Origin of the sequence: Frigidibacter sp. MR17.14 (assembly GCF_037095735.1) — a bacterium.
In the GTDB taxonomy this organism is placed as follows: domain Bacteria; phylum Pseudomonadota; class Alphaproteobacteria; order Rhodobacterales; family Rhodobacteraceae; genus Frigidibacter.
The window spans coordinates 169410-195554 of record NZ_JBAWKD010000003.1; the positions used below are offsets into that span (position 1 = coordinate 169410).

General features: G+C 68.1%; 26 protein-coding genes. 11 read left to right on the plus strand and 15 right to left on the minus strand.

What is annotated here, in order from left to right; all coding sequences use genetic code 11:
- Window positions 1-44: 44 nt before the first annotated feature.
- The 5 genes from V8J36_RS09445 to V8J36_RS09465 form a co-directional block, all read right to left on the minus strand.
- Window positions 45-653 (minus strand): hypothetical protein, encoded by a 609-nt coding sequence (locus tag V8J36_RS09445; RefSeq protein ID WP_336467042.1) that lies wholly within the window; start codon window positions 651-653, stop codon window positions 45-47.
- Window positions 650-877: an HTH-like domain-containing protein gene (locus V8J36_RS09450; RefSeq protein ID WP_336467043.1), complete on the minus strand. Its 228-nt coding sequence runs from the start codon at window positions 875-877 to the stop codon at window positions 650-652. Before V8J36_RS09450 ends, V8J36_RS09445 begins: the two co-directional genes overlap by 4 nt.
- A 24-nt stretch (window positions 878-901) precedes the next feature.
- Entirely contained in the window at window positions 902-2437 is a 1536-nt protein-coding gene (gene sufB, locus V8J36_RS09455) for a Fe-S cluster assembly protein SufB (RefSeq protein ID WP_336467550.1), read from the minus strand.
- A 54-nt stretch (window positions 2438-2491) separates the two neighbouring features.
- Window positions 2492-3538, minus strand: coding sequence for a cysteine desulfurase family protein (locus V8J36_RS09460; protein WP_336467044.1), 1047 nt, complete (start codon window positions 3536-3538; stop codon window positions 2492-2494).
- A 64-nt stretch (window positions 3539-3602) separates the two neighbouring features.
- The gene (locus tag V8J36_RS09465; RefSeq protein WP_336467045.1) at window positions 3603-4058 is read right to left on the minus strand and encodes an Rrf2 family transcriptional regulator; all 456 of its coding nucleotides are present in this window, start codon (window positions 4056-4058) and stop codon (window positions 3603-3605) included.
- Between the two features lie 203 nt (window positions 4059-4261).
- On the opposite strand from V8J36_RS09465, the gene V8J36_RS09470 reads away from it, so the two are divergent.
- The 3 genes from V8J36_RS09470 to V8J36_RS09480 are packed head-to-tail and all read left to right on the plus strand — an operon-like array spanning window position 4262 to window position 5819.
- Window positions 4262-4921 carry an alpha/beta hydrolase gene (locus V8J36_RS09470; protein WP_336467046.1) on the plus strand — a complete coding sequence of 220 codons (660 nt, stop codon included), beginning with the start codon at window positions 4262-4264 and terminating at the stop codon, window positions 4919-4921.
- On the plus strand, window positions 4922-5191 hold the full coding sequence (locus V8J36_RS09475) for a hypothetical protein (protein ID WP_336467047.1): 270 nt from the start codon (window positions 4922-4924) through the stop codon (window positions 5189-5191).
- A 31-nt stretch (window positions 5192-5222) separates the two neighbouring features.
- The gene (locus tag V8J36_RS09480; RefSeq protein WP_336467048.1) at window positions 5223-5819 is read left to right on the plus strand and encodes an HD domain-containing protein; all 597 of its coding nucleotides are present in this window, start codon (window positions 5223-5225) and stop codon (window positions 5817-5819) included.
- Here V8J36_RS09480 and V8J36_RS09485 read toward each other — a convergent pair.
- Window positions 5816-6979 carry a DUF2235 domain-containing protein gene (locus tag V8J36_RS09485; protein ID WP_336467049.1) on the minus strand — a complete coding sequence of 388 codons (1164 nt, stop codon included), beginning with the start codon at window positions 6977-6979 and terminating at the stop codon, window positions 5816-5818. The two genes, V8J36_RS09480 and V8J36_RS09485, sit on opposite strands and share 4 nt — an antisense overlap.
- A gap of 155 nt (window positions 6980-7134) precedes the next feature.
- On the opposite strand from V8J36_RS09485, the gene V8J36_RS09490 reads away from it, so the two are divergent.
- Window positions 7135-8346 carry an NADP-dependent isocitrate dehydrogenase gene (locus V8J36_RS09490; protein ID WP_336467050.1) on the plus strand — a complete coding sequence of 404 codons (1212 nt, stop codon included), beginning with the start codon at window positions 7135-7137 and terminating at the stop codon, window positions 8344-8346.
- A 253-nt stretch (window positions 8347-8599) separates the two neighbouring features.
- Here V8J36_RS09490 and V8J36_RS09495 read toward each other — a convergent pair whose 3' ends face one another.
- The 3 genes from V8J36_RS09495 to V8J36_RS09505 all read right to left on the minus strand — a co-directional run bounded on the left by V8J36_RS09495 (window position 8600) and on the right by V8J36_RS09505 (window position 11390).
- Window positions 8600-9037 (minus strand): hypothetical protein, encoded by a 438-nt coding sequence (locus tag V8J36_RS09495; RefSeq protein WP_336467051.1) that lies wholly within the window; start codon window positions 9035-9037, stop codon window positions 8600-8602.
- A gap of 229 nt (window positions 9038-9266) precedes the next feature.
- Complete coding sequence (locus V8J36_RS09500; protein ID WP_336467052.1) at window positions 9267-10337, minus strand: sensor histidine kinase; 1071 nt, start codon at window positions 10335-10337, stop codon at window positions 9267-9269.
- A gap of 210 nt (window positions 10338-10547) precedes the next feature.
- The gene (locus V8J36_RS09505; protein ID WP_336467053.1) at window positions 10548-11390 is read right to left on the minus strand and encodes a hypothetical protein; all 843 of its coding nucleotides are present in this window, start codon (window positions 11388-11390) and stop codon (window positions 10548-10550) included.
- A gap of 327 nt (window positions 11391-11717) precedes the next feature.
- Here V8J36_RS09505 and V8J36_RS09510 point away from each other — a divergent pair, with 327 nt between their 5' ends.
- From V8J36_RS09510 to V8J36_RS09520, 3 genes are all read left to right on the plus strand, one after another.
- Complete coding sequence (locus tag V8J36_RS09510) at window positions 11718-12353, plus strand: YitT family protein (RefSeq protein ID WP_336467054.1); 636 nt, start codon at window positions 11718-11720, stop codon at window positions 12351-12353.
- Window positions 12354-12458: 105 nt separating this feature from the next.
- Window positions 12459-14276, plus strand: a complete 1818-nt coding sequence (gene typA / locus V8J36_RS09515) for a translational GTPase TypA (protein WP_336467055.1) — start codon at window positions 12459-12461, stop codon at window positions 14274-14276.
- A gap of 483 nt (window positions 14277-14759) precedes the next feature.
- Window positions 14760-14903: a hypothetical protein gene (locus V8J36_RS09520; RefSeq protein WP_336467056.1), complete on the plus strand. Its 144-nt coding sequence runs from the start codon at window positions 14760-14762 to the stop codon at window positions 14901-14903.
- An 18-nt stretch (window positions 14904-14921) separates the two neighbouring features.
- Here V8J36_RS09520 and V8J36_RS09525 read toward each other — a convergent pair whose 3' ends face one another.
- Window positions 14922-15713 (minus strand): class II glutamine amidotransferase, encoded by a 792-nt coding sequence (locus tag V8J36_RS09525; protein WP_336467057.1) that lies wholly within the window; start codon window positions 15711-15713, stop codon window positions 14922-14924.
- A gap of 194 nt (window positions 15714-15907) precedes the next feature.
- Between V8J36_RS09525 and V8J36_RS09530 the strand changes: the two genes are divergently transcribed.
- Window positions 15908-17023, plus strand: coding sequence for a helix-turn-helix transcriptional regulator (locus V8J36_RS09530; protein ID WP_336467058.1), 1116 nt, complete (start codon window positions 15908-15910; stop codon window positions 17021-17023).
- Between the two features lie 238 nt (window positions 17024-17261).
- On the opposite strand, the gene V8J36_RS09535 is transcribed toward V8J36_RS09530, so the two are convergent.
- The 4 genes from V8J36_RS09535 to V8J36_RS09550 all read right to left on the minus strand — a co-directional run bounded on the left by V8J36_RS09535 (window position 17262) and on the right by V8J36_RS09550 (window position 22301).
- Window positions 17262-17555: a DUF1330 domain-containing protein gene (locus V8J36_RS09535; RefSeq protein WP_336467059.1), complete on the minus strand. Its 294-nt coding sequence runs from the start codon at window positions 17553-17555 to the stop codon at window positions 17262-17264.
- A 55-nt stretch (window positions 17556-17610) separates the two neighbouring features.
- A complete protein-coding gene (gene alaS / locus V8J36_RS09540; protein WP_336467060.1) occupies window positions 17611-20271 on the minus strand; it encodes an alanine--tRNA ligase in 2661 nt (886 codons plus the stop codon).
- Window positions 20272-20454: 183 nt separating this feature from the next.
- Entirely contained in the window at window positions 20455-21411 is a 957-nt protein-coding gene (lipA, locus tag V8J36_RS09545) for a lipoyl synthase (RefSeq protein ID WP_336467061.1), read from the minus strand.
- Between the two features lie 137 nt (window positions 21412-21548).
- Window positions 21549-22301, minus strand: a complete 753-nt coding sequence (locus V8J36_RS09550) for a TerC family protein (RefSeq protein WP_336467062.1) — start codon at window positions 22299-22301, stop codon at window positions 21549-21551.
- 261 nt (window positions 22302-22562) lie between these two features.
- Between V8J36_RS09550 and V8J36_RS09555 the strand changes: the two genes are divergently transcribed.
- Window positions 22563-22763, plus strand: a complete 201-nt coding sequence (locus V8J36_RS09555) for a hypothetical protein (protein WP_336467063.1) — start codon at window positions 22563-22565, stop codon at window positions 22761-22763.
- Window positions 22764-22911: 148 nt separating this feature from the next.
- The gene (locus V8J36_RS09560) at window positions 22912-23460 is read left to right on the plus strand and encodes a peroxiredoxin (protein ID WP_336467064.1); all 549 of its coding nucleotides are present in this window, start codon (window positions 22912-22914) and stop codon (window positions 23458-23460) included.
- Between the two features lie 69 nt (window positions 23461-23529).
- On the opposite strand, the gene V8J36_RS09565 is transcribed toward V8J36_RS09560, so the two are convergent.
- On the minus strand, window positions 23530-24441 hold the full coding sequence (locus tag V8J36_RS09565) for a LysR substrate-binding domain-containing protein (protein ID WP_336467065.1): 912 nt from the start codon (window positions 24439-24441) through the stop codon (window positions 23530-23532).
- Window positions 24442-24572: 131 nt separating this feature from the next.
- Here V8J36_RS09565 and V8J36_RS09570 point away from each other — a divergent pair, with 131 nt between their 5' ends.
- Complete coding sequence (locus V8J36_RS09570) at window positions 24573-26075, plus strand: catalase (RefSeq protein ID WP_336467551.1); 1503 nt, start codon at window positions 24573-24575, stop codon at window positions 26073-26075.
- Window positions 26076-26145: the final 70 nt, after the last annotated feature.

Consider the following 26145-nt stretch of genomic DNA (forward strand, 5'->3'; position numbering starts at 1 on the left):
CGTGCGGGGTCTGCCCCCGCGATATCTTCAAACCGACGCGCGCCTCACAGCGGCCGCGTCATCATCTCCATGATCGCCGCCAGATCCCTCACCGGGAACATGCGCGGCACCAGCCTGTAGACGGCCATCCGGCCGCACATCTCGTCGGGTTCGACCCAGCGCTCGACCTCGGCGTAGCGCGGGCGGTCGCCGTAGTCGTCGAACAGCACTGTCACCTCGCGCCGGATCTGGAAGGCGGTGGCCAGCAGGCAGCCGGCGCGGAACCGTCCGTCGATCAGCACCACGTCGGGATGCTCGAACCCGTCCTGCTCCCAGACCCCCAGCGGATAGCGATGGAAGCTGCGCCAGCGCCGGTCGTCGACCGGCACGCCGCGATTGGCCGTCGCGCCGATCTCGGCATGGTGGAACTCCACCGCCGAGGCGCCGGGATGCGCCGCGAACCAGTCCTTCATCCGCGCGATCCACTCGGGGTCGCTCTCGACCGCGGTGATCCGCTTGCCCTCCATCCCCGCCGCCAGCACGGTCGAGCCGCCGGGCCCGTATTCGAGGATCACCCCCGCCGCGGCATAGGCCGCGCGCAGCCGCTCGCCCTCGGCCGCCGGGAAGGCGAACTCGGGCCGCTCGGGCAGGGTCAGGTCAAGGCTGTCGCTCACTTCCGGACCCTCAGAAGGACGTAAGGTGCAAGGCGCATGCCGCGGCGGATCTCGATCCCGTAAGACTCGAGCCCGGTCGCGGCATGGGCGATGGCATTGGGGCTGTGACGCCCAAGCTCGGCCGCATGGCGGATGCCGAAGATCTGGACAGCCAGATCCCGGTCCGCCGGCGCTGCCGTGGCGAAATCCGCCCGAAGCTCTGCCACCAACCCATCGAAGCTCATGCCCTCACCCTTGGCGCGCGCGCCTCAGCCCACCGAGCCTTCGAGGCTGATCGCCACGAGGCTCTGGGCTTCCATCGCGAATTCCATCGGCAGCGCCTGCAGAACCTCGCGGCAGAAGCCGTTGACGACCAGCGCCACCGCCTCTTCCTCGTCCATGCCGCGCTGGCGGCAGTAGAACAGCTGTTCGTCATCGACCTTCGAGGTGGTGGCCTCGTGCTCGACGCGGGACGAGTTGTTCTTGACCTCGATGTAGGGAACGGTGTGCGCCCCGCACTTGTCGCCGATCAGAAGGCTGTCGCACTGCGTGTAGTTGCGGCTGTCCTTCGCCTTCGGGTGCATGCTGACCAGACCGCGATAGGTGTTCTGCGCCTTGCCGGCGGAAATCCCTTTCGAAACAATGCGCGAGCGGGTGTTCTTGCCAAGATGGATCATCTTGGTGCCGGTGTCCGCCTGCTGCATGTTGTTCGCGATCGCGATCGAGTAGAACTCGCCCTGGCTCTCGTTGCCGCGCAGGATGCAGCTCGGGTATTTCCACGTGATCGCCGAGCCGGTCTCGACCTGCGTCCACATCACCTTGGCCCGGTCGCCGCGGCAATCGGCACGCTTGGTGACGAAGTTGTAGATGCCGCCCTTGCCCTCTTCATCGCCCGGGAACCAGTTCTGGACGGTCGAGTATTTCACCTCGGCATCCTCGAGGATCACGATCTCGACCACCGCGGCATGCAGCTGCGCGGTGTCGCGCTTCGGCGCGGTGCAGCCTTCGAGGTAGCTGACATAGGCGCCCTTGTCGGCGATGATCAGCGTGCGCTCGAACTGCCCGGTGTTCTCGGCGTTGATGCGGAAATAGGTCGACAGTTCCATCGGGCATTTGGTGCCCGGCGGGATGTAGACGAAGGACCCGTCCGAGAAGACCGCCGAATTCAGCGTGGCGAAGTAGTTGTCGGACTGCGGCACGACCGAGCCGAGGTATTTCTTCACCAGCTCGGGGTGCTTCTGGATCGCTTCCGAGATCGAGCAGAAGATGACCCCGGCCTTCTCCAGCTCTTTCTGGAAGGTGGTGCCCACCGAAACCGAATCGAACACCGCGTCGACCGCGACCTTGCGGCCTTCGGCCGGCGCGCTTTCCGCGCCCTCGACCCCGGCCAGGATCATCTGCTCCTTCAGCGGGATCCCGAGCTTCTCATAGGTGGCGAGCAGCTTCGGATCGACCTCGTCCAGCGACTTCGGCTTCACCGCCATGCTCTTCGGCTTGGCGTAGTAGTACAGGTCCTGGTAGTCGATCTCGGGATAATGGAGCATCGCCCATTTCGGCTCCTCCATCTCCTTCCAGCGCGCGAAGGCCTGCAGGCGCCACTCGGTCATCCACTCGGGCTCGTTGTTCTTGGCCGAGATCAGGCGAACGATGTCCTCGTTCACGCCCTTGGGGGCGTATTCCATCTCGATCTCGGTTTCCCAGCCGTATTTGTAGGCGCCCATGTTCTGGACGGTCTCGACCGTTTCCCGGTCGACACCCTCGCGCACTTCAAGCTCGGGATTGGCGTCGATCTTTTCATCCAGCATCATGTCGTATCCGTTCTGTTTCAGCACCTTGCGGCGCGATATTCGTCTGTTTTCTCAAGCGGCGCGCGCCAAGTGGCGCTGCGCGGCCCGTCCCCAGGCCTCGGCAAATCTCAGGACCTCGTCTTCGGTCGTCGCGGGCCCGATCGACACCCGGATCGCCGAGGCGGCGGCGGTGTCGTCGAAGCCCATCGCCGCCAGCGTGCGGCTGGCGCGGACCTTGCCCGAGGAACAGGCGGAACCGGCCGAGACCGCGAAGCCCGCGAGGTCCATCTGCATCACCTGCGTCTCGCCCTTCCAGCCGGGCAGGACCAGCGTCGAGGTGTTGGGCAGGCGCGGGCTTTGCTTCCCCGCAAATGTAACATTTGGCACGGCGGATACCACCGCCTCTTCTAGAATATTTCTAATCTGGGCGACCCGCTCCCAGACGCCGTCCGACAGCTCGCGCGCCGCGGCCTCGGCCGCCGCCGCGAAGCCCATGATCCCGATCAGGTTCTCGGTCCCGGCCCGCCGGCCCATCTCCTGCCCGCCGCCCTTCAGCTGCGCCGCGACATCCAGGCCACGCCGGATCACCAGCGCGCCCACGCCCTTCGGCCCGCCCAGCTTGTGCGCCGAAACCAGCCCCATCCGGCATCCCAGCCAGTTGAAGGCGACGGGCAGCTTGCCGAACCCCTGCGTCAGGTCCGACAGCGCCAGCCCCTCTGGCAGGTCCTGCAGCACGCCGGTCTCGGAGTTCGCCAGCTGCAGCGCCGCCGCCGCCGGATCGGGCACCGCGACCCGCCCGCCCGCATCGACGGCAAGCCCGCCCGCGCCCCAGGCCGCGACCGCATCATGCTCGACCGCCGCCGTGGCGAGGCCCTTCCCGGCCATGGCCAGCGCCGCGCCCTCGGTCGCGCCCGAGGTGAAGACCAGATCCGCGCCCTCGGCCCCCAGCGCCGCCGCAATCGCCTCGCGCGCCTTTTCCAGCGCCGCCTTGGCCGCGCGCCCCTCGGCATGGACCGAGGACGGATTGCCGACAAGATCCATCGCCGCGAGCATCGCCGCCCGCGCCTCCGGCCTCATCGGTGCCGTCGCATTCCAGTCCAGATAGACCCGAGCGGCCACGTCACGTTCCTCTTTCTTGCTGGTTCAAATATCCCGGGGTCCGGGGCAGAGCCCCGGCCTTGCGTCAGTCTTCCACGCGAAACAGCGAGGGCACCGCCGGACAGGGCTTCAGCCCGTTCTTCACCACGTCCTGCAGCGTCGTCGCGTGCAGGAAGACATAGACCTGCGCCGACAGGCTTTCCCACAGCCGGTTCACCATCGACTGTGCCCGCGTCCCCGACACGCCGCCCGTGGCCCCTGCGCCGGTGTGCATGGCGCTGACCGTCTCTTCGACCGCCTCCAGCACTTCGGACACCCGGATCGCCTCGGGCGCCCGCGCCAGCCGGTAGCCGCCGCCCGGGCCGCGGACCGAGTCCACCAGCCCCGCCCGGCGCAGCTTCACGAACAGCTGTTCCAGATAGGGCAGCGAGATGTCCTGCCGTTCCGAGATCTCGGCCAGCGTCGTCAGCTTGCCGGCCCCCGCGGTCGCAAGATCCGCCAGCGCCACCATCGCATAACGCCCCTTGGTCGAAAGCTTCATTCCCGATCCGCCTTTCCCCGCAAGCCCTTCCCGCGCGTCGCCGGCCGGCAAACGCACGCAAGAACATTGACGCCATGCACAGGCCCGCTTAACTGCAACCCGCACGAGAACCCGTCCGCGGGCTCTTTAGAACGTTTCTAGGGTAGCCGAGCGAAAGCGTCAAGATTGACGCGCTCTCCCGGCCCCGCAACAGAGCAGGCGCGATGCCCGAAGTGATTTTCCCCGGCCCCGAGGGCCGACTGGAAGGCCGATACCACCCGCAGAAGGACCGTGACGCGCCGATCGCCATCGTGCTGCATCCGCATCCGCAGTTCGGCGGCACGATGAACAACCGCGTGGTCTACAACCTGCATTACGCGTTCCATCGCCTCGGCTTCACGGTGCTGCGCTTCAACTTCCGCGGCGTCGGCCGCAGCCAGGGCGAATACGACCAGGGCATCGGCGAGCTTTCCGACGCCGCCTCGGCGCTGGATTACCTGCAGGCGATGAACCCGAACTCGAAGCACTGCTGGGTCGCGGGCTTCTCGTTCGGGGCCTGGATCGGGATGCAGCTGCTGATGCGCCGGCCCGAGATCACCGGCTTCATCTCGGTCGCCCCCCCGGCGAACATGTACGACTTCTCGTTCCTGGCACCCTGCCCCTCGTCGGGGCTGATCATCAACGGCTCGGCCGACCGCGTCGCGCCGCCGAAGGATGTCTCGGGCCTGGTGGGCAAGCTGCGCGAGCAGAAGGGCATCACCATCAGCCATGAGGTGATCGAGGGCGCCGACCACTTCTTCAAGGACGACGAGGCGCATATGGCGCCGATGATCGGCCATGTCAGCGACTATGTCGCGCGCCGGCTGACCGAAGGGTCGCGGTAAGTGGCGCTCGTCGATGATCTCGGCGATGCGCTGGCCCGCGACGTGCTGGCCGCGCAGGACGAGCTTGGCGACGACCGCTTCTATGACAAGGTCTCCCGCACCGTCGGCGCGCTGTCGCCGACGCTGCAGGAGGCGTTCATGACCTCGATCCGGCTGCGCCTTGCCGAGATGCGCGGGCGCGCCTTCCTCGAGGCCTCGCTGAAGGCCCGCCGCGGTCAGGGTACCGCCCCGACCGCGCCGCGCGCCCAGACCGATCCGGGCGGCCATTGAGCCGCCCCGCCCGGCGCGCTAGACCGGGTCCATGACCGACAGTCCCCACACCCGCCTCGCCCGCCAGTTCGCCTTCCTGACCGAGGCCGACCGGCTGAAAACGGTGCTGCGCGGCACCACGATCACCGACGGCGCCCGGCGCGAGAACTCGGGCGAGCATTCCTGGCACCTCGCGCTGTATGCGCTGGTGCTGGCCGATCAGGCGCCCGAGGGCGTCTCGGTCGAGCGGGTGATCCGGATGCTGCTGATCCACGACCTGGTCGAGATCGACGTGGGCGACGTGCCGATCCATTCGCAGGGCGGCGCCGCGCATGGCTCGGCCGCGGTGCAGGCGGCCGAGGCGGCGGCGGCCGAGCGGATCTTCGGGCTGCTGCCCCCCGACATCGGCGCGCCGCTGCTGGCGCTGTGGCAGGAGTTCGAGGCGAACGAGACCCCGGACGCGGTCTTCGCCAAGTCGCTCGACCGGGTGCAGCCGGTCCTGCAGAACATCGCGGCCGGCGGCGGCACCTGGACCGAGTACCAGGTGACCTGGCCGCAGCTGGAAGAGCGCGTCGGCACGAAGATTGCCCGCGGCCTGCCCCGCGTCTGGGACTGGGTCGCCGCCCGGGCGCGGCCGTTCTTCGGCTAGGCTTTGGAGGGCGCCTCCGGCGGACGGTCGAGCCGATCGATATGCCGGCCGAGCGCTCCGGGGCGATACCGCACGACGTCTCGGGCTGCCGGCGAGGCCGAGCTTTTCCAGCGCATGACGGCCTGATCCGAGATGTCTTCGAACCGCAGCGGCCCGCGCCGATCCCGGTAGCGAAACAGCGTCGTGGCACCTTTCGACACCCCCCTGAAGCCGGGATCGCAGTCCAGCGGGGCATCGGGCCAGCACTGCTTCAGAAACCTGCTGCGGCCGGCGCCATCGAACTCCAGCTTCTGCCGTTCGGCCCCCTCCGCGACCCAGTGCATCGCGGCGGCGGCCAGTCCCCGGATCGGACCGCCGCCACCGATGCTGCCATGGTCGCCCGGAAACCACCGCTGCTGATAGGCCGGCTCGCCGTCCGGTGCCGCGGCATCGGGCGGGCAGGCGTTGAGGGCGTCGAGGTTCGTCCAAAGGGCGGGCTCGTAGGTCTGGCGCCGTTCGTCGATGCCGACGGCATGCCGGGCCGAGGCGACCATGCTGGACAGATTGGTGTCATGGAACCGGTAGCGTCGGTTGAAGAGGCCCGAGCACAGGAAGAAGTTGGGGATGCCCAGCGCGCCGATCGTGTCCCAGATCCCGAGGTAGGCGATCTGTATCGGCGCCGAGGTCCCCTTGCGGGTGAGGCGGTCTTTCTCGCTCGTGTGGAAACCGGGCGAGAACCGCTGGCGAAAGGCGAGCGACGCATCGGTATCGGGCTCAGAACTCGGATCGCGGTCGCGGTAATGGTTGATCGCCGAACGGATCTGGGCTCTGCGCCGCGGCTCTGGCAGGCCGCAGTTGCGCAACAGCCCGACCAGAGAGCGCGCCGTATAGGCACCGCGGGAAAAGCCGAAAAGATAGAGGCTGTCGCCCGGGCGATACATCGCCGCGACTTCGCTGTAGATCTCGGTCAGGATCGCGTCGAGGCCGGAGCCCATCGCCCCGCCAAAAAACTTGTCGATCCGTCCGCCAGTCCCCACCCCGGGAAAGTAGAGCGTCACCTGCTCGACTTTGTCCCTGCCGTTCGGCGCCACGATGTCGGACAGCAGCTCCACATTGGTCGGCAGCGCGCTTTGCGTGCTGTTCCAGGTGCCGTCACAGAAGACGGCGATCCTTCGCCCCATGATACTCACCCACTGGTTACACTACGGACCCAAGGTAGGCCAAATCGCGCAAAATCTCGCGCGCAAATTTCGCATACCATCGCATACTGTCTTCCGCCCCCGCCCCTTATGGTCTAAGAGGCAAGGCGACGAGTCACATCAACCAAGAGGCTTCCATGTCGAAGATCAAGGTAGCGAACCCGGTCGTCGAGCTCGACGGCGACGAGATGACCCGGATCATCTGGGACTTCATCAAGAAGAAGCTGATCCTTCCCTACCTCGACGTCGATCTGAAGTACTACGATCTGGGCATCGAGGAACGCGACCGCACCAACGACCAGATCACGGTCGACGCGGCCAACGCGATCAAGCAGTACGGCGTCGGCGTCAAATGCGCGACCATCACGCCGGACGAGCAGCGCGTCGAGGAATTCGGCCTGAAGGAAATGTGGAAGTCGCCCAACGGCACGATCCGCAACATCCTGGGCGGCGTGATCTTCCGCGAGCCGATCATCTGCAAGAACGTGCCGCGCCTGGTGCCGGGCTGGACCCAGCCGATCGTCGTCGGCCGCCACGCCTTCGGCGACCAGTACCGCGCCACCGACTTCCGCTTCCCGGGCAAGGGCAAGCTGACGATCAAGTTCGTCGGCGAGGACGGCACCGTGATCGAGCGGGACGTCTTCAACGCGCCGGGCGCCGGCGTGACGATGGCGATGTACAACCTCGACCAGTCGATCATCGACTTCGCGCGGGCCTCGATGAACTACGGCCTGGTCAAGGGCTGGCCGGTGTATCTGTCGACCAAGAACACGATCCTCAAGGCCTATGACGGCCGCTTCAAGGACCTGTTCCAGAAGGTCTACGACGAGGAATTCGCCGACAAGTTCAAGGCCGCGGGCATCCATTACGAGCACCGCCTGATCGACGACATGGTCGCCTCGGCGATGAAATGGTCGGGTGGCTATGTCTGGGCCTGCAAGAACTACGATGGCGACGTGCAGTCGGACACCGTGGCGCAGGGCTTCGGCTCGCTGGGCCTGATGACCTCGGTGCTGATGACGCCCGACGGGCAGACGGTGGAAGCGGAAGCGGCGCATGGCACCGTGACCCGCCACTACCGCCAGCACCAGGCCGGCAAGGAGACCTCGACCAACTCGATCGCGTCGATCTTCGCCTGGACCGGTGGTCTGAAGCACCGCGCCAAGCTCGACGACAACGCGGCGCTGGCGAACTTCGCCAACGTGCTCGAGAAGGTCACCGTGCAGACCGTGGAAGACGGCTTCATGACCAAGGACCTCGCCCTGCTCGTCGGTCCCGATCAGAAGTGGCTCACCACCATGGGCTACCTCGAGAAGGTCGACGAATACCTGGGCAAGTCGCTGGCCTGATCCGGCCCGGGGGGGGGTTCGCCCGCCGCCACCGTTCCAGCCGCCACGCGCGACAGCCGGCAGACAAAGGCCGTGCGTCCGGGGCCAGCCCCGCAGGCAATGGTCGATCAGCCTCCAGCGCCGCCCCACCGGGGCGGCGTTTCGCATTGCCGGGTCGGCGATCTGTCCAAGAGGCCCGCCGTCCGGTTGCGGCGATATTCGGGTGGTCAGCGGAACGGCCACACCGGACTCAGAGCCCTCGGCGCGTGGGCGCTCAAAACCCCTCGGCCCTGCGGCGCAGACGGGCGAGCGCCAGAAAGACGACCGTCGCCAAGAGCCACAGCCGGAAAAAGGCGGGTTCCTCGAACAACCAACAGAACAGCACGACCAGCGCCGCTGCAGTCCCGAAGACCGGAACCACCATGCTTCCTGCGAGCAAGGCCGTCAGCACCGTCGCAAGAAACATCAGAGCCGCGTCACAGAACACGCCGCACGCCCCTTCGACATGACCGAAGGCTGGAAACAGGAGCCAGATGGTGAATGCGGCGGACAAAGCCGAAACCGTCGCCATATGTATGCCGGAGATCACGGGGGCTGTGACGAAGGCCGGCACCAACGCCCCGAAAACCGCTGCCAGCCCGATCGCGATCCAGTCGTGACGTCCGCGCCGTATCGCGAAAGAGACCAATCCATGCAGAGTGCAAGCGGACAAGACAATACCCCGTGGCGGCGGGCAGACAGCCGCAACCCCTTGGCTCTCAAGATGCCCGACCCTGCCAGCGCAGGCGAGGGAGTTTTACTGCGGCAACAGTGTGTTCACTCTCCCGCCGCCTCGCCGGCGTGATCGGTCGCCCGCGACGCGGGCGCCGGGGCTTCCGCGTCGACATCGACCTGAGGAGCCGCCCGCGCGGGGCGGCCTTTCCCGCTCTGAGGGGGGGCCTTCAGCTCTGAAGCGGGCCGGTCAGGCGGTAGCGGAAGCCCTCGGGCGTATAGAGGCTTTCCGCCTCGCCCCCGAAGTCCTGCGGCGCCACATGCTTGGTGAGCATGGTGCCGAAGCCCTCGCGCGCGGGCGGGCTGGCCGGGGGGCCGCCATGCTCGGCCCAGCGGAAGGTCAGGCTTTGCCCTTCGGGCCCCGAGGCCAGCGACCAGTCAATCTCGACCCGGCCCTGCTGCTGCGAGAGCGACCCGTATTTCATCGCATTGGTCGCCAGCTCGTTCACGATCAGCGCCACGGCCAGCGCCTGCTTGGCCTCCAGTGCGACCGGCGGGCCCGTGAGCCCGATCCGCGCCACCAGCGCGTCGTCATAGGCGGCGAGCGCGCCGCGGATCAGCGGCTCGATCGGCGCGCCGAGCTGCACGCCCGAGGTCAGGATCTGATGCGCCGCCCCCAGCGCCCCAAGCCGCGCCGAGAGCCGGCCCCAGGCGTCGGCGGTGTCGGTCGACGAGCGCAGCGTCTGCCGCGCGATGACCGAGACCACGGCCAGCGTGTTCTTCAGCCGGTGCGCCAGCTCGGCGTTGCGGACCTGCAGCGCATGTTCCGCGGCGACCTTGCCGGTGGTTTCGATCACCGTGTCCATCACCCCGGCGACGCGGCCGGTCTCGTCGCGGATCGGGCTGTAGCAGAAGGTGAAGTTGCAGGCCTCGGGGTGGCCGTTGCGGTCGATGACCAGCGGGAAGTCCTCGATGAAGGTCGCCTTGCCGGCAAAGGCCCGCTCGGCGATCGGGCCGATCTCGGCCCAGGCTTCGGCCCAGATGTCATAGAAGGGCCTGCCCTGCGGCGCGGGCTTCGCCCCGAGGATCGGCGCGAAGGCGTCGTTGTGCAGGGTGATCATCCGCGGACCCCAGAAGATCGCCTTGGGGAAATGCGAGGCCAGCATCATCTGCACCGCAACCTGCAGCGCCACGGGCCAGCCGGCGGGCGAGCCCAGCGGGTTCGCGCTCCAGTCAATGGCGCGCAGCGTGGCGCGCGCGGGCCCGGGCCCGTCGAGGCAGGAATAGGGTTCGGCTTGCATTCTCGCCCTGAAGATCGCTGCGATCACCAGAGGCCAGATAGGCGCGGAAGGCAAGAGATGCCGCAACGGGGCCCGGCGCCACGGACCGCGGGCCGGATGGCGGGGGAGAGGGTGGTGGCTCTGGTGCGGGGGGCGGCGTGCCGCCCCCCGAAGGCCGGTATCGGGCCGGATCTCGGGCCAAGCCCTGGGCCGGATCTTGGGCCAGACGCCTCAGTTCCAGCTCAGGCCGTTCTTGGCGCCGTTGAAGGCCGCGCGCATCTGGCCCTTGCTGACCGAGAAGCCGCCGTTGGCGATGGTGGCGCAGCTGCCGCCGCCCCGGGTCGCGACACGGACGCTGGCGATCTGCGCCGAGGGGTCGATCTCGGCCGAGTGCACATAGCCGATGAACGCGCCGCGGCGATCCATCAGCGGCATGCCGTTGAAGGCCGAGGTGTTGCCCCCCTTGGCGCAGGTCAGTGCACCGGTCCAGCGCGAGGGCATGTTGTCGGGCAGACCGACGATCACGACGCCCGAGCCGGGTTGTCCGCCCGTGCCGCCCGTCCCGCCCGTGCCTCCGGTCCCGCCCGTGCCGCCGGTACCGCCAGTGTTGCCGGTAGAGGTGCCGCCTCCGCCGCTGCCACCGGTGCCGCCGCCCAGCCCGCCGCCGCTGCCGACCGAAACATCGGCAAGGCTGTCGCGACCGCCGACCGAGGCGCTGGCGCGGGTGTCACCGACGCGCGCATCGGCGCTGGCGAGGCTGTCGCGCCCGCCGACCGTCGCATCGGCCGAGGCGGCGCTGCCGACCCGTGCATCGACATCGGCAACGCTGTCACGGCTGCCGACGCTGGCGTCGACGCCGATCCCGCCGATGTCCACGTCGGCGCTGGCCAGCGAGTCCCTGCTGCCGATGTCGACATCGGCGCTGACCCCGTCGAGCAGGCCGGCGCGGGCCGGCGGCGCGGCGGCGAGCATCGCCGAGACCGCGACCAGAACCAGCCCGCCGCGGGCCAACCGCCACGGCTGCGCTGCAGTGCGGAAACCGAAATTGGGAGACTTCCCTGAAAACATCGTCATCACATCCTCCTGCGTGATCGTCCGCCGGCCGGGACCTCCCGCCCTCCGCTGCGGACCTCGTGTCCTCACGGGAAACATCCTACACCTCCCAGAGACCCGAGAGGCCAGACTGAACCGAGGGTTGGGGGATTCCGGGGCCTTGCAGCCCCTGATTGATAAACGGAAACCGAAAAATTAGTCTTGTATTCATATTTCGGAAACACGCATAGGATGCATGCAAACGATACCATGCACGCGCGGCGACTCACTGGCACGGCACGTCGGCCTCCATGCCGCAGCGCAGAGGAATCACTGGACCGGCTGCCGGCGGCCATGCGATAATAGGTCATGGCCTCTGACCTTACCGCCTCGCTCGCCGATCCGCCGCCGCTTCCGCGCTATACCGCGCTGGAGGATGTGCAGGGTCTGCTGATCTCGACCGTGCAATGCGCGCTGGGGATCCACCTGCTGCGCGCGGCGGGGCTGGTGACCGGCGGCACCGCAGGGCTCGCGCTGATCCTCGCCTACGCCACGGGTTGGTCCTTCGGGCCGACCTTCTTCGCGGTCAACCTGCCCTTCTACGTATTCGCCTGGGCACGCAAGGGCCCGGTCTTCGCGGTGAAGAGCTTCGCCAGCGTCACGCTGGTCTCTGTCATCGCCGACTCGCTGCCACGGGTGCTTCAGATCGCGCATGTCCACCCCGGCGTCGCCTCGGCCGGGTTCGGGGTGATGGCTGGGGTCGGGCTTCTGGGCCTGTTCCGGCATTCTTCCTCGCTCGGCGGCGTGTCGATCGTCGCGCTGATCGTGCAGGACCGCTTCGGCATCCGCGCGGGCTGGGTCCAGTCGGGCTGGGACCTGTGCCTGTTCCTTGCCTCGTTCGCCATCCTGCCTACCGAACGGGTGCTGTGGTCGCTGCTGGGCGCGGTGATCCTCAACCTCGTGATCGCCCTCAACCATCGCCGCGACTGGTACGTCGTGACCTGAGCGGCAGGCGCATCCCCGCCTTGCGAAACCCGCCCGGCACGCTTTGGCGCTGGATTTTTCTGCGGATGCGAGGTATGGGGCGCCCGACATTTCCGGGAAAGCTTCATGGACCTTCGCAATATCGCGATCATCGCGCACGTCGACCACGGCAAGACCACGCTGGTTGACGAGCTTCTGAAACAGTCGGGCACCTACCGCGAGAACCAGGCCACGACCGAGCGGGCGATGGACTCGAACGACATCGAGCGCGAGCGCGGGATCACCATCCTCGCCAAGGCGACCTCGGTCGAATGGCACGGCACGCGCGTCAACATCGTCGACACCCCCGGCCACGCCGACTTCGGCGGCGAGGTCGAGCGCATCCTGTCGATGGTCGACGGCGTCTGCCTGCTGGTCGACGCGGCCGAAGGCCCGATGCCACAGACGAAGTTCGTGCTGGCCAAGGCGCTGGGTCTGGGCCTGAAGCCGATCGTCGTGCTGAACAAGGTCGACAAGCCCGATGCGGAACCCGACCGCGCGCTGAACGAGGTGTTCGACCTCTTCGCCAACCTCGGCGCGTCGGACGAACAGCTCGACTTCCCCACGGTTTACGCCTCGGGCCGTTCGGGCTGGGCCGACCTGGAACTCGACGGTCCGCGCAAGGACCTGTCGGCGCTGTTCGACCTGATCGTGCGCCATGTCGAGCCGCCGAAGCAGATCGCGCATCGCGACGAGCCCTTCTCGATGCTGGCCACCACGCTGGGGTCGGACCCGTTCATCGGCCGCCTGCTGACCGGCCGCGTCCAGACCGGGACGCTGAAGGCCGGCGACACGCTGAAGGCGCTGTCGCGCGACGGCGACCGGATCGAGCAGTTCCGCGTCTCGAAGATCCTTGCCTTCCGCGGCCTGTCGCAGCAGCCGATCGACGTGGCCGAAGCCGGCGACATCGTCTCGGTCGCGGGCATGACCAAGGCCACCGTGGCCGACACGCTCTGCGCGCTCGAGATCGAAAACGCGATCCCCGCCCAGCCGATCGACCCGCCGACCATCTCGGTCACCTTCGGGATCAACGATTCGCCGCTGGCCGGCAAGGACGGCACCAAGGTTCAGTCGCGCGTCATCCGCGAGCGTCTGATGAAGGAAGCCGAATCGAACGTCGCGATCAAGATCGAGGACACGCCGGGCGGTGAAAGCTTCATCGTCTCGGGTCGGGGCGAACTGCAGATGGGCGTCCTGATCGAGAACATGCGCCGCGAGGGCTTCGAGCTGTCGATCAGCCGCCCGCGCGTCATCTTCCGCGAGGAAGACGGCCAGCGCATGGAGCCGATCGAGGAAGTCACCATCGACGTGGACGAGGAATTCTCGGGCGCGGTGATCGAGAAGCTGACGGGCCCGCGCAAGGGCGATCTGGTCGAGATGCGCGCCGCCGGCGCCGGCAAGACCCGGATCATCGCGCATGTGCCGTCGCGCGGCCTGATCGGCTATCAGGGCGAGTTCATGACCGACACCCGCGGCACGGGCGTCCTGAACCGCATCTTCCACGACTGGGTCCCCTACAAGGGCCCGATCCAGGGCCGTCGTCAGGGCGTGCTGATCTCGATGGAGAACGGCACTACGGTGGCCTTCGCGCTCTGGAACCTGGAAGACCGCGGCAAGCTCTTCCTGGGCGCCCAGGAGCAGGTCTATGAAGGCATGATCATCGGCGAGCATTCGCGCGACAACGATCTGGAAGTGAACCCGCTGAAGGGCAAGAAGCTGACCAACATGCGCGCCTCGGGCTCGGATGAAGCGGTCCGGCTGACGACGCCGACGCGGATGAGCCTGGAAGAGTCGATCGCCTATATCGACGATGACGAGCTGGTCGAAGTGACGCCGAAGATCGTGCGCCTGCGCAAGCTGCACCTCGACCCGCACGAGCGCAAGCGCCAGTCGCGCGCCAGCTGATCGCCGGCGCCGCCGCGACACCATCCTGAAAGGCCCCCGGAGACCGCTCCGGGGGCCTTTTGCGTCGTGGCGGAACCGCAGCGGACGCGGGCGGGTTTCCGCGCCGACACGACGCGACGCAGGGGGCATCGGCGATGGCGACGGACGAGACGAGGCACGACACCAGCGGGACGGCAGCGGCGCGCCCCTTTGACCGCACCGCATCGGACTGGCCCGCAGGCTGGTGGATCCTGCCGGCGGCGGCGTTGGGGTTGGCCGGTCTGGCCCGGCTCGCGCGCGCGCCCCGTCGCCGCGCGACGCGTGCAGTGGCAAAAACGTCGCCGCCGAAAACATGAGGGGCGAACTATTGTTTCGCGCAACAAAGCGTTGCCGCAATGACGCGCCCCTCAGACGTTCGTCGGAAGCGTTAAGAATCCGTCACCGAATCCCCGATCAGCTGATAAAACCGGCGATCAGTTGAGGCTCCGTGGGGGGAACCGGTTCATGATCGCCTATCAGGAATGTGACGACATCCGTGGTCTGCGGGCCGGCGCGGTGCTGGAAAGCGGCTGGTGGGTGGCGCCTGCGGCCCTGTTCGGGATCTGGGCCTGGGCCGACCTTCTGCTTCTGCTGCATCACGGTTTCTGAGCGCCGCCCGCCCCTCGATCAGGCCGCGGCGGCAATCGCGGTCGGACGGAAGGGGCGGATGTCGACGCTGTCGCCGCTGAAGGTGCAGAAACTGCCCTCGGGGATTACCGTCCAGTCCTCGCCGGTTTCCAGCGGCTCGGACACCACCGCGCGACCGCGGCGACTGACCGACCAGCGGTGATAGAGGCTCGGCGCGCGGTCGTCCGTCGCGTAGCGCACCGCGTAAAGCCGTTCGCCATCCGACAGCGCCGCGGTCAACCGTACATGCGGCCCCTCGCCCTTCTGCCGTGACAGCGCCTCGAGCGCGCCGACCGCGCGCTCGAGCGCCCCGCAGGGATCGGTGTCGAGCCCTTCGGACAGCGCCACCAGGAACAGCGCCTCGCTGTCGGTCGCGCCGCGACGGTGCGGGTAGAGATCATCGGGGATCAGCATCTCGGCGCAGCGGCGGAAGCGGTCGTAGCCGCCGATCTGGCCGTTGTGCATGAAGCTCCAGCGGCCGACGACGAAGGGGTGGCAGTTGTTGCGGCTGGTCGCGGTGCCGGTCGAGGCGCGGACATGCGCGAGAAACAGCGGCGAGCGGACCTGTGCCACCAGCGATTTCAGGTTCGGGTCCGACCAGGCGGGCATCACGTCGCGGTACAGGCCCGGCTCGGGCCGGTCGCCGTACCAGGCCAGGCCGAAGCCGTCGGCATTGATCGCCGTCGGGCATTCGGTGGCGCAATGGCTCTGCTGGATCAGCGAGTGTCGCGGCAAGGCGACGATGTCCTCGATGAAGATTGCCTCGCCCGTGTAGGCGGCCCAGCGACACATCGCCCGCAGCTCCCTGCCATGCCCATGTTGCATCGCAGCATAGACTGCCGTCGTGGCGCCGCAAAGGCCGGATCGGGGCGCCGGCGCGTCTTGTGACGCAGGTGTGACAGTGCGGCACCGGCGCTTGACCGGCGCCACAACCGAAGCGAGACTCAGGGTCAGGCGGTCACGGCAGAGGACCGGGGGTGACGGCGATGGACGGACTTTCGCGGCAGGATTACGCGCGACTGAGCACGCTGGCCTATGCGGCGGCGCTGGACGGCGCGCTGTGGCCCGCGCTGCTGCAGGCGATGACCGGCGTGATCGAGGGGCTGCGCGCCCATCTGATCCTGCGAGTGCCCGGACAGGCAGAGCCGGTGTCGACGCTGGTCGCGGGCTATGACCCCGCCTTCATCCGCAGCTATGGCAGCGCCTACGGGCGGCAGAACCCCTGGACGCCGGCGGCGATGGCCGCCCCCGTCGGGCGGGTGCTGGCGGATGACGAGCTTTGCCCCGCCGACCGGCTGCGTCGCACCGCGTTTCACGCCGACTGGCTGGCCCCGCAGGGCCTCTCGGGCGTGGCGGGGCTGACGATCGCCTCGGGCCAGCACAGCTGGTGCTTCCTTGGCGGCAATCTCGAGACGCGGCGCCATGCGGCCGACCTGCCGCGGCTGCGCCGGATGCTGGACACGCTGGCCCCGCATCTGAGCCAGGCGGTCGAAGTGGGCCGTCGGCTCGAGACGGCGGCGATCCCGGGGGCCGCGACGCCGGGCACCGCCGCGGCGCTGCTGACGCCAGACCGGCGCGCGGTCTGGGTGAACCCACAGGCGGCCGCCTGGCTGGAGGGCGGACAATGGCTGCGGCAGGGCCCCGACGGGCGGCTGCAGACCGCCGATGCGCTGGGCGCGGCGCTGCTGCGCCGCTTCTGCGCCGAGACCGGCGGCCGGTCGGGCACCGCGGCGCGCGCGCAGGGTCTGGCGCTGGCCGATGGCTGCGTCCTGCGGCTGGCGCGGCTGGTGCCGGCCGACCTGCCCGAGCGGCCGGGACCGATCCTGCCGCGGCTGACGACGCCGATGGTCCTGCTGACCCTGACGGCGGACAGCGCCGCGCCCGGCCCCGACGGGATCGCGCGGCTGGCCGCCGATTACGGGCTGACGGCGGCAGAGGCGGCGGTTGCGCTGGCGCTGGTCGGCGGGGCGAGCCTGCGCGAGATCTCGGACCGGCGCGAAACCTCGCTGCACACGGTGCGCAACCAGCTGAAATCGGTTCTGGCCAAGACCGACTGCCGGCGTCAGGCCGACCTGCTGCGGCTGCTCAGCCGGCAAGGCTGACCGGAAACGAAAACCCCCGCCGAACATCGGCGGGGGTGAAGGGGCTGGGGACCCCTCCTGCACTCGTGACACCAGATCGGCTCCCCCGATCCAAAACGATCTCACCAGCACTCCGGCGATGATGACGTCACATACTCGCCGCCGGCAGGATCACCCTGTCACGCGTTGCGGCCGCGGGCATGACCCATCTGGGCTAAGCGCAGCCGCCGGTCGCGCGTCGGGGCTGCTGGCGGGCGTGTCAGGTGGCGGGGCTTTCCTCGACCACGACCAGATCGCGCTCGGCCGCGCCCTTCGCATGGCTCATCGCCGCCTGATATTCGGCCGAGTTGTAGCAGGCCACCGCCGCCTCGACCGAGGGGAAGCGGGCGACGACATTGCGGGCGCGGTCGTTGCCCTCCAGCTGCACGTAGCGGGTGGCACGGGCCAGAAAAACGCCGCCATGCGCGGCGATGGCGGGACCGGCAAGCGCGGCATAGCGGTCATAGGCTTCGGCATCAGTCACGGTGACATGGGCGATCCACAGAGCGGACATCGGTTCCTCCTTCGGAAATGGAAAGGGCCCCCTCGCGGGAGCCCCATGGTCTGGATCAGAGCGCGGCCAGAACGGCTTCCGCCGCCGCGATGGCCTCGGGGGCCTTGGCCGGGTCGGCACCACCGGCCTGCGCCATGTCAGGGCGGCCACCGCCGCCCTTGCCGCCAAGCGCCTCGGCCGCCGCGCGCACCAGATCCACGGCCGAGACCTTCGCGGTCAGGTCCGCGGTCACGCCCGCCGCCACCGCGGCCTTGCCGCCGGTATCGGCCACGACCAGCACCGCGCCCGACCCGACGGTGCCCTTCAGCGCGTCGACCAGCGCCGGCAGGTCCTTGCCGGACACGCCCGAGACCGCCTGCGCGATGAACTTCACGCCGCCGATCTCTTTCGCCTCGGGGCCGCCCTTGGCGCCGCCGCCCATCGCGAGCTCGCGGCGCAGTTGCGCCACTTCGTTCGCCAGCGCCTTGCGCTCGTCTGCCAGCGCCTTCACGCGCTCGACCACCTCGTTCGCCGGCGCCTTCAGCACGCCCGCGATCTCGGCCAGCCGCGCGCCCTGCGCGTTCAGGTGATCGAGCGCCGCCTGCCCCGTCAGCGCCTCGACCCGGCGCACCCCGGCCGACGAGGCCGAGTCGCTCAGCAGCACGAAGAGCCCGATCTCGCCCAGACGCGCGACATGGGTGCCGCCGCACAGCTCGATCGAATAGGTCTGCCCGTCGGTGCCCTTCTTCGAGCCCGGCAGCGCCCCCATCGACACGACGCGGACCTCTTCGCCGTATTTCTCGCCGAAGAGCGCCTGCGCGCCCAGACCGCGGGCGTCGTCGGGCGACATCAGCCGGGTGGTCACCGCGCCGTTCTGGCGGATGTAATGGTTCACCTCGGCCTCGACCTTGGCGATCTCGTCGGCGCTCAGCGCCTTCTGGTGGCTGAAGTCGAAGCGCATCCGGTCGGGCGCGTTCAGCGAGCCGCGCTGGGCGACGTGATCGCCCAGAACCCCGCGCAAAGCCTCGTTCAGCAGGTGCGTGGCCGAGTGGTTGCCCTGGATCGCGGCGCGGCGGGCGTGATCCACCACCAGCTCGGCACCCTGCCCCTTGGCGATCTCGCCCATGGTCACGGTGGCGACATGGATGAAGACATTGGCCGACTTCTTCACGTCGGTCACACGCGCCTCGCCCGTCGCGGTGCGGATGATCCCGGCATCGCCGACCTGACCGCCCGATTCCGCGTAGAACGGCGACTGGTTGACGACGATCTGCACCTCGTCGCCCTGTTTCGCGACCGGCACGGCGGCACCCTTCTGGACCAGCGCCAGCACCTGCCCCTCGGCGGTTTCGGTGTCATAGCCCAGGAACTCGGTCGCGCCGTGCTCTTCGGCAAGATCGAACCAGATCGCGGCGTCCTTGGTCTCGCCGGTGCCCGACCAGGCGGCGCGGGCCTTGGCCTTCTGCTCGGCCATGGCGGCGTCGAAGCCGGCGGTGTCGACGGTCAGGCCGCGCTCGCGCAGCGCATCCTGCGTCAGGTCCAGCGGGAAGCCGAAGGTGTCGTAGAGCTTGAAGGCCGCCTCGCCCGGAAGCGCTGCACCTTCCGGGATCTTCGCCAGCTCGTCGTCCAGAAGCCGCAGGCCGCGATCAAGCGTGGTGCGGAACTTGGTCTCCTCGGCCTTCAGCGTCTCTTCGATCATCGCCTGCGCGCGACCGAGCTCGGGGTAGGCCGCGCCCATCTGGCGGACCAGCGCCGGGACAAGGCGGTGCATCACCGGATCCTGTGCGCCCAGCATGTGCGCATGGCGCATCGCACGGCGCATGATCCGGCGCAGCACATAGCCGCGGCCCTCGTTCGAGGGCATGACCCCGTCGGCGATCAGGAAGGACGTGGACCGCAGGTGGTCCGCGATCACCCGGTGATGGACCTTGCCCGGCCCGTCGGGATCGTTCGAGGTGGCGTGCGCCGAAGCCTCGATCAGCGAGCGCATCAGGTCGGTGTCGTAGTTGTCATGCTTGCCCTGCAGCAGCGCGCCGATCCGCTCGAGCCCCATGCCGGTGTCGATCGACTGCATGTCGAGCTTGCGCAGCGTGCCGTCGGGCATCTGCTCGTTCTGCATGAAGACGTTGTTCCAGATCTCGATGTAGCGGTCGCCATCCTCGTCGGCCGAGCCCGGAGGGCCGCCCCAGATGCTGTCGCCGTGGTCATAGAAGATCTCGGTGCAGGGACCGCAGGGACCGGTCGGGCCCATGCGCCAGAAGTTGTCGTCGGTGGCGATGCGGATGATCCGGTCGTCGCCAAGGCCCGCGACCTTCTTCCACAGATCGGCGGCTTCGTCGTCGGTGTGATAGACGGTGACCAGCAGACGCTTCGGGTCGATGTCGAAATCCTTGGTCAGCAGTTCCCAGGCGAAGGGGATCGCGCTTTCCTTGAAATAGTCGCCGAACGAGAAGTTGCCGAGCATCTCGAAGAAGGTGTGGTGGCGCGCGGTGTAGCCGACGTTGTCGAGGTCGTTGTGCTTGCCGCCCGCACGCACGCATTTCTGCGCGGTGGTGGCGCGGGTGTAGTCGCGGGTTTCGACCCCGGTGAACAGGTTCTTGAACTGGACCATGCCCGAGTTCGCGAACATCAGCGTGGGGTCGTTGCGCGGAACCAGCGGCGAGCTTTCGACGACGCGGTGGCCGTTGCGCTGGAAGAAGTCGAGATAGGTCGACCGGATATCGTTCAAGCTGGGCATGTCGCGCCTTCGTCCACTGGGGCTGTCTGTGCGCGCCTCCCGCGCGCGGATTGCCCCCGTTTATCGCCGCGCTGGCGGGGCGCGCAACGCAAAACCGCGCGGGGGGGCCCCGCGCGGTATCGTGTTTCGGTGAATATTCCCGTGTTTGACCCTGTCTGCCGCAGATCCTGCGCCGCTCGGGCGTCAGGCGCCGCGGCCGAGCTTCTCGAGCCGCGCCGCGCGCATCCGCGCGAAATCGTCGCCGGCATGGTAGGACGAACGGGTCAGCGGCGTGGCCGAGACCATCAGGAAGCCCTTGCCCCAGGCGGCCTTTTCATAAGCCGCGAATTCCTCGGGCGTCACGAAGCGGTCGACATGGTGATGCTTCGGCGTCGGCTGCAGGTACTGGCCGATGGTCAGGAAGTCGATGTCGGCCGAGCGCATGTCGTCCATCACCTGGCGGACCTGCACCGCGGTCTCGCCCAGGCCCACCATCAGGCCGGACTTGGTGAACATCGCCGGGTCGAGCTCTTTCACCCGCTGCAGCAGACGCAGCGAATGGAAATAGCGCGCGCCGGGGCGGACCTCGGAATAGAGGCCCGGCACGGTTTCCAGGTTGTGGTTGAAGACGTCGGGGCGCGCCTCGACGACCTTCTCCAGCGCCGAGGGCGCGCATTTCAGGAAGTCGGGCGTCAGGATCTCGATCGTGGTGTCGGGCGAGCGGTGGCGCACGGCACGGATCGTCTGGGCGAAATGCTCGGCGCCGCCGTCTTCCACGTCGTCGCGGTCGACCGAGGTGATGACGACATGCTTCAGCCCCAGCGTCTGCACGGCATGGGCGACACGGCCCGGCTCGAACACATCGAGCGCCTCGGGCTTGCCGGTGGCGACGTTGCAGAAGGTGCAGCCGCGGGTGCAGATCTCGCCCATGATCATCATGGTGGCATGGCCCTGCGACCAGCATTCGCCGACATTCGGGCAGCCGGCCTCTTCACAGACGGTGACGAGGCGGTTTTCCTTCATGATCCGGCGCGTCTCGTGATAGCCGGCCGAGGTGGGCGCCTTCACCCGGATCCAGGAGGGCTTCTTGGGCTGCTCCTTCTGATCGGGCCGGTGGGCCTTCTCGGGATGGCGTTCGGACGGGATCTTGAGGTCGCGCACGGGGGACCCTCCTTGCGGCTGCAGGTCCGAATTAAGCCTTTTGCGACGGTTTGGCAACGGCAGCGCCGCAAGGAAAACGGGCCGCGGCGCTTCCGCCACGGCCCCGATGGTTCAAGGGTGAACTATTTTCGGCCGCATCAGTGGCCAGCACCCTGCCCCTTCCGCAGCCGGGCGTTGCGCGCCCACATGTTCAGCATCTCGACCACCGCCGAGAAGGCCATGGCGGCATAGACGTAGCCCTTGGGCACATGGACCCCGAAACCTTCCGCGATCAGCGTCGTGCCGATCAGCATCAGGAAGCTCAGGGCCAGCATGACGATGGTCGGGTTCTTTTCGATGAAGTTCGCCAGAGGAGTCGCGGCCAGCAGCATGACGGTGACAGCGGCGACGACCGCGACCACCATGATCGGCACATGCGGGGTCATGCCGACGGCGGTGATGATCGAGTCGATCGAGAACACGAGGTCCAGCACCAGGATCTGCACGATCGCCGCGCCGAAGGTCAGGCCGGCGCCGCGGCCCACCATGTTCGCCTCGGGATCGGCGGGGTCGACGTGGTGGTGGATCTCCTTCGTGGCCTTCCAGACCAGGAACAGGCCGCCGGCGATCAGGATCAGGTCCTTCCAGCTGAATTCGTTGCCCATCACCGTGAACACCGGCTCGGTCAGGCGCACGATCCAGGCAACGGTGGCCAGCAGGCCAAGGCGCATTACCAGGGCAAGCCCGATGCCGATGCGCCGTGCGCGGTCCCGCTGCGCCTCTGGCAGCTTGTTGGTCAGGATCGAGATGAAGATCAGGTTGTCGATGCCCAGCACCACCTCCATCACGACCAGCGTGACGAGGGCGACCCAGGCGGCGGGGTCCTGGATCAGGGACAGAATGTCGGTCATTTGGCTCCTCGGCCGGCAAAGATGTCTCCGCTGATATCGGGGCTTCACGGAAAATTTCCATAGGTCTCCGAAAGGTTCATCCCTCATGCGCCCGCTTCGGCCGTGCTGCGGGCATTGCGACGCGCAAAAACCGCATTCGCATGGCATTTTGCCTCAATTTTTCCACGCCAGTCGCAGAGACTGCCCGCAACCGGTCGCAGAGCCGGACGAATTTCACGGGGCTGGCCCCGATCCGATCTAAGCTGACAAAGGAAATTGCCCGTGTTCCGACTGATCCCCGCCCGCGCACGGACCCTGGCCCAGGAAGACGGAGCCGTGACGGTCGACTGGGTCGTGCTGACCGCCGCCGCGGGCTTCCTGTCGGTTGCAGCCCTTGCCGGCATGTCCGACAGCGTCACCGGGATCGGGGCGCTCGTGGCCAACTACCTTCGCGAGGTCGGCGAAAGCCAGCTGGGCCAATAAGCGGCCGCGCGCGCGCCGCCGCGGGATGCCGCGGATGCGCTGCACCATTGCGGCGATGCAGCATCCAGTTTAGAACGACTCCAACGGGAGGAGCGGGCGCAGAACATGCGCCCGACCGCATTTCTTAAACCCGGCATGGAGACACCAGATGCAAACCGGCGCCAAGCTTCCCAACGTCACCTTCCGCACCCGCGTGCGCGACGAATCCATCGGCGGGCCGAACCCGTTCCGCTGGGAAGACCTGACCACCGCCGACTACTTCGCCGGCAAGCGCGTCGTGATGTTCGCCCTGCCCGGCGCCTTCACCCCCACCTGCTCGACCTACCAGCTGCCGGGCTTCGAGAAGGGCTTCGCCGACTTCCAGGCCCATGGCGTGGATGAGATCTATTGCCTGTCGGTCAACGACGCCTTCGTGATGAACCAGTGGGCCAAGGCCCAGGGCCTGGAAAACGTCAAGGTGATCCCGGACGGCTCGGGCGAGTTCACCCGCCGCGTCGGCATGCTGGTGCGCAAGGACAACCTCGGTTTCGGCCTGCGCTCGTGGCGCTATGCCTGCGTCGTCAAGGACGGCGTCGTGGAAGCCTGGTTCGAAGAGCCCGGCCTGTCGGACAACCACGGCGAAGACCCCTATGGCATCTCGAGCCCCGAGAACGTCCTGGCCTGGCTGGCCGAGGATGCGAAGGCCAAAGCCGCCTGAGGCTTCCGCTTCCGACCTTTCGCAACGCCCGGGGCATCCGTCCCGGGCGTTCGCTTTTCGGGCCGCGTTTCAGGCCCGCGCGGTCAGGGCCCGGCCCTTCTCGGCCAGAAGCCCGGCCAGCGCGGCGACCCAGGGTTCACCCGCCACGCCCGGGCGCAGCACCAACCGCACCAGCCGCTCGGGCTCGGGCGCGGTGAAGCGTTCCAGCCGCATCCCGGGCTGGGTGCGCCGCTCGGCTTCGGCGGCGCTCTCGGGCACCAGCGTGAAACCCATCCCCCCCGCCACCAGCGCGCAGAGCGTGCCCAGCGACGAGGCGCCAAGGTCGATCTTCGCCCGGCGCCGACCCAGCCCGCAGACCTCGAGCGCCTGATCGGCCAGGCAGTGCCCCTCGTCCAGCAAGAGAAGCTGTTCGGGGTCGACCTCGACCGGGCGCAGCCGCTCGACATGGCGCCCGAGCGCCGCCAGCCGGTCCGCGCGGCCCGCCAGCAGGAAACGGTCGGGAAACAGCGCCTGCTCGGCCATCTCGGGCGGCGGCGGCGTCGCGATCACCACCGCATCCAGCCGGCCGGCCGCCAGATCCGCCAGCAGCTCGGCCGTCTGCGCCTCGCGCAGGCGCAGGTCGCGCGGCAGGCCGGGCAGCGGCAGCGCCGCCAGCACCGAGGGCATCAGGTAGGGCGCCAGCGTCGGGATCACCCCAAGCGTCACCGCGCCCCCCAGCGCGCCGCGCCGCGCCTCTGCCTGCAGCTCTGCCACCTCTGCCAGGATCCGCTCTGCCCGTTCCAGCACCGCCCGGCCCGCCCGGGTCAGGCGCAGCGCGCGCGGCTGGCGGTCGACCAGTTCCAGCCCCAGCGCCGCCTCGAGCTCGCGGATCTGGACGGACAGCGCCGGCTGGCTGACATGGACGCGGGCGGCGGCACGACCGAAATGGCCGGTCTCGGCAAGGGCTTGCAGATAGGACAGCTGGCGCAGGGTGATGTTCATAATCCCTGATTATCGCAACGAGAAATAAATGCAATTTCCCTTTATCGGACCTTGAGATCATCCTGCCGCGCAACAGAACACCCGATGACGAAGCAAGGGAGAGGAGAAATCCCATGGCCGAGCCAACCAAGATGACCGAACCGCACAAGGAACCGGCGCCGAAGCTGACCACGACCGCCGGCGCGCCCTGGCCCAACAACCAGGACAGCGAGACGGCAGGCGCGCGCGGCCCGGTGCTGCTGCAGGATTACGCGCTGCTCGAGAAGCTCGCCCATCAGAACCGCGAGCGGATCCCGGAGCGCGTCGTCCATGCCAAGGGCTGGGGCGCCTTCGGCACCTTCAAGGTCACGGGCGACATCTCGAAATACACCAAGGCCAAGGTCCTGCAGCCGGGCGCGGAATGCGAGATGCTGGCGCGCTTCTCGACCGTGGCCGGCGAGGCGGGTGCGGCCGACCACGAACGCGACGTGCGCGGCTTCGCGCTGAAGTTCTACACCGAGGAAGGCAACTGGGATCTGGTGGGCAACAACACGCCGGTCTTCTTCGTGCGCGACCCGCTGAAGTTCCCCGACTTCATCCACACCCAGAAGCGCCATCCCCGCACCAACATGCGCGAGCCCTATGCGCAGTGGGACTTCTGGGGCCAGAACTTCGAGGCACTGCACCAGGTGACGATTCTGATGTCGGATCGCGGCCTGCCGCAGGACCCGACGCGGATGAACGGCTACGGCAGCCACACCTATTCGTTCTGGAACGATGCGGGCGAGCGCTACTGGGTGAAGTTCCACTGGAAGACCCAGCAGGGCCACGCGCATTACACCAATGACGAGGCCGCGAAGATCATCGGCGAGACCCGCGAGGGCTATCAGGAGGCGCTGTTCGGCAAGATCGAGCGCGGCGAGTTCCCGCGCTGGACCCTCCAGGTGCAGATCATGCCCGAGATGGACGCCGACAAGACGCCCTACGACCCGTTCGACCTCACCAAGGTCTGGCCGCACAGCGACTACCCGCCGATCGAGGTCGGCTACATGGAGCTGAACCGCAACGCCGACAACTACTTCGCCCAGATCGAGACCGCGGCCTTCTCGCCCTCGAACAAGGTTCCGGGCATCGGCTACAGCCCCGACAAGATGCTGCAGGCGCGGGTCTTCTCCTATGCCGATGCGCATCGCTATCGGCTCGGCACGCATTACGAGCAGCTGCCGGTGAACCGTCCGAAATGCCCGGTGCACCACTATCACCGCGACGGCGCGATGAACTTCGAGGGCTTCAAGGGCGGCAACCCGGATGCCTATTACGAGCCGAACAGCTTCGGCGGCCCGATCGAGGATCCGGGCGCGCAGGAGCCGCCGCTGCGGATCGAGGGCGTCGCCGCCCGCCAGAAGCACGTCCAGCAGATCGACGACTACACACAGGTGCGGGCGCTGCATGACACGGTGCTGAACGACGAGCAGCGCCAGCGGCTCTACAAGAACATGGCCGGGACCATGGTCGGCGTGCCCGAGTTCATTCTGGCACGGGTCTTCGGGCATCTGCACAACATCTCGCCGGCCTATGCCGAGGGCGTGCGCAAGGCGCTGTCGGCCGCGACCGGCGCCCCCGCGCCCGCGCCGGAGTTCGAACCGGCGAAGTGACGCGCGCGCAGGCACGGCCCGGGCGCTTCGAGCCGGACCTTGCGACCCGAACCTTACGACTTCAGGGGGC

Excerpts from the sequence above, each read along its gene's own strand:
- V8J36_RS09505 (WP_336467053.1), bottom strand. The coding sequence starts at position 11,390 with ATGACGATGTTTTCAGGGAAGTCTCCCAATTTCGGTTTCCGCACTGCA.
- V8J36_RS09520 (WP_336467056.1), top strand. The coding sequence starts at position 14,760 with ATGATCGCCTATCAGGAATGTGACGACATCCGTGGTCTGCGGGCCGGC.
- V8J36_RS09490 (WP_336467050.1), top strand. The coding sequence starts at position 7,135 with ATGTCGAAGATCAAGGTAGCGAACCCGGTCGTCGAGCTCGACGGCGAC.
- V8J36_RS09535 (WP_336467059.1), bottom strand. The coding sequence starts at position 17,555 with ATGTCCGCTCTGTGGATCGCCCATGTCACCGTGACTGATGCCGAAGCC.
- V8J36_RS09565 (WP_336467065.1), bottom strand. The coding sequence starts at position 24,441 with ATGAACATCACCCTGCGCCAGCTGTCCTATCTGCAAGCCCTTGCCGAG.
- V8J36_RS09550 (WP_336467062.1), bottom strand. The coding sequence starts at position 22,301 with ATGACCGACATTCTGTCCCTGATCCAGGACCCCGCCGCCTGGGTCGCC.
- V8J36_RS09470 (WP_336467046.1), top strand. The coding sequence starts at position 4,262 with ATGCCCGAAGTGATTTTCCCCGGCCCCGAGGGCCGACTGGAAGGCCGA.
- sufB (WP_336467550.1), bottom strand. The coding sequence starts at position 2,437 with ATGCTGGATGAAAAGATCGACGCCAATCCCGAGCTTGAAGTGCGCGAG.
- V8J36_RS09570 (WP_336467551.1), top strand. The coding sequence starts at position 24,573 with ATGACCGAACCGCACAAGGAACCGGCGCCGAAGCTGACCACGACCGCC.
- alaS (WP_336467060.1), bottom strand. The coding sequence starts at position 20,271 with ATGCCCAGCTTGAACGATATCCGGTCGACCTATCTCGACTTCTTCCAG.
- V8J36_RS09525 (WP_336467057.1), bottom strand. The coding sequence starts at position 15,713 with ATGTGTCGCTGGGCCGCCTACACGGGCGAGGCAATCTTCATCGAGGAC.
- V8J36_RS09500 (WP_336467052.1), bottom strand. The coding sequence starts at position 10,337 with ATGCAAGCCGAACCCTATTCCTGCCTCGACGGGCCCGGGCCCGCGCGC.
- V8J36_RS09485 (WP_336467049.1), bottom strand. The coding sequence starts at position 6,979 with ATGGGGCGAAGGATCGCCGTCTTCTGTGACGGCACCTGGAACAGCACG.
- V8J36_RS09560 (WP_336467064.1), top strand. The coding sequence starts at position 22,912 with ATGCAAACCGGCGCCAAGCTTCCCAACGTCACCTTCCGCACCCGCGTG.
- V8J36_RS09530 (WP_336467058.1), top strand. The coding sequence starts at position 15,908 with ATGGACGGACTTTCGCGGCAGGATTACGCGCGACTGAGCACGCTGGCC.
- V8J36_RS09480 (WP_336467048.1), top strand. The coding sequence starts at position 5,223 with ATGACCGACAGTCCCCACACCCGCCTCGCCCGCCAGTTCGCCTTCCTG.
- V8J36_RS09450 (WP_336467043.1), bottom strand. The coding sequence starts at position 877 with ATGAGCTTCGATGGGTTGGTGGCAGAGCTTCGGGCGGATTTCGCCACG.
- typA (WP_336467055.1), top strand. The coding sequence starts at position 12,459 with ATGGACCTTCGCAATATCGCGATCATCGCGCACGTCGACCACGGCAAG.
- V8J36_RS09510 (WP_336467054.1), top strand. The coding sequence starts at position 11,718 with ATGGCCTCTGACCTTACCGCCTCGCTCGCCGATCCGCCGCCGCTTCCG.
- V8J36_RS09465 (WP_336467045.1), bottom strand. The coding sequence starts at position 4,058 with ATGAAGCTTTCGACCAAGGGGCGTTATGCGATGGTGGCGCTGGCGGAT.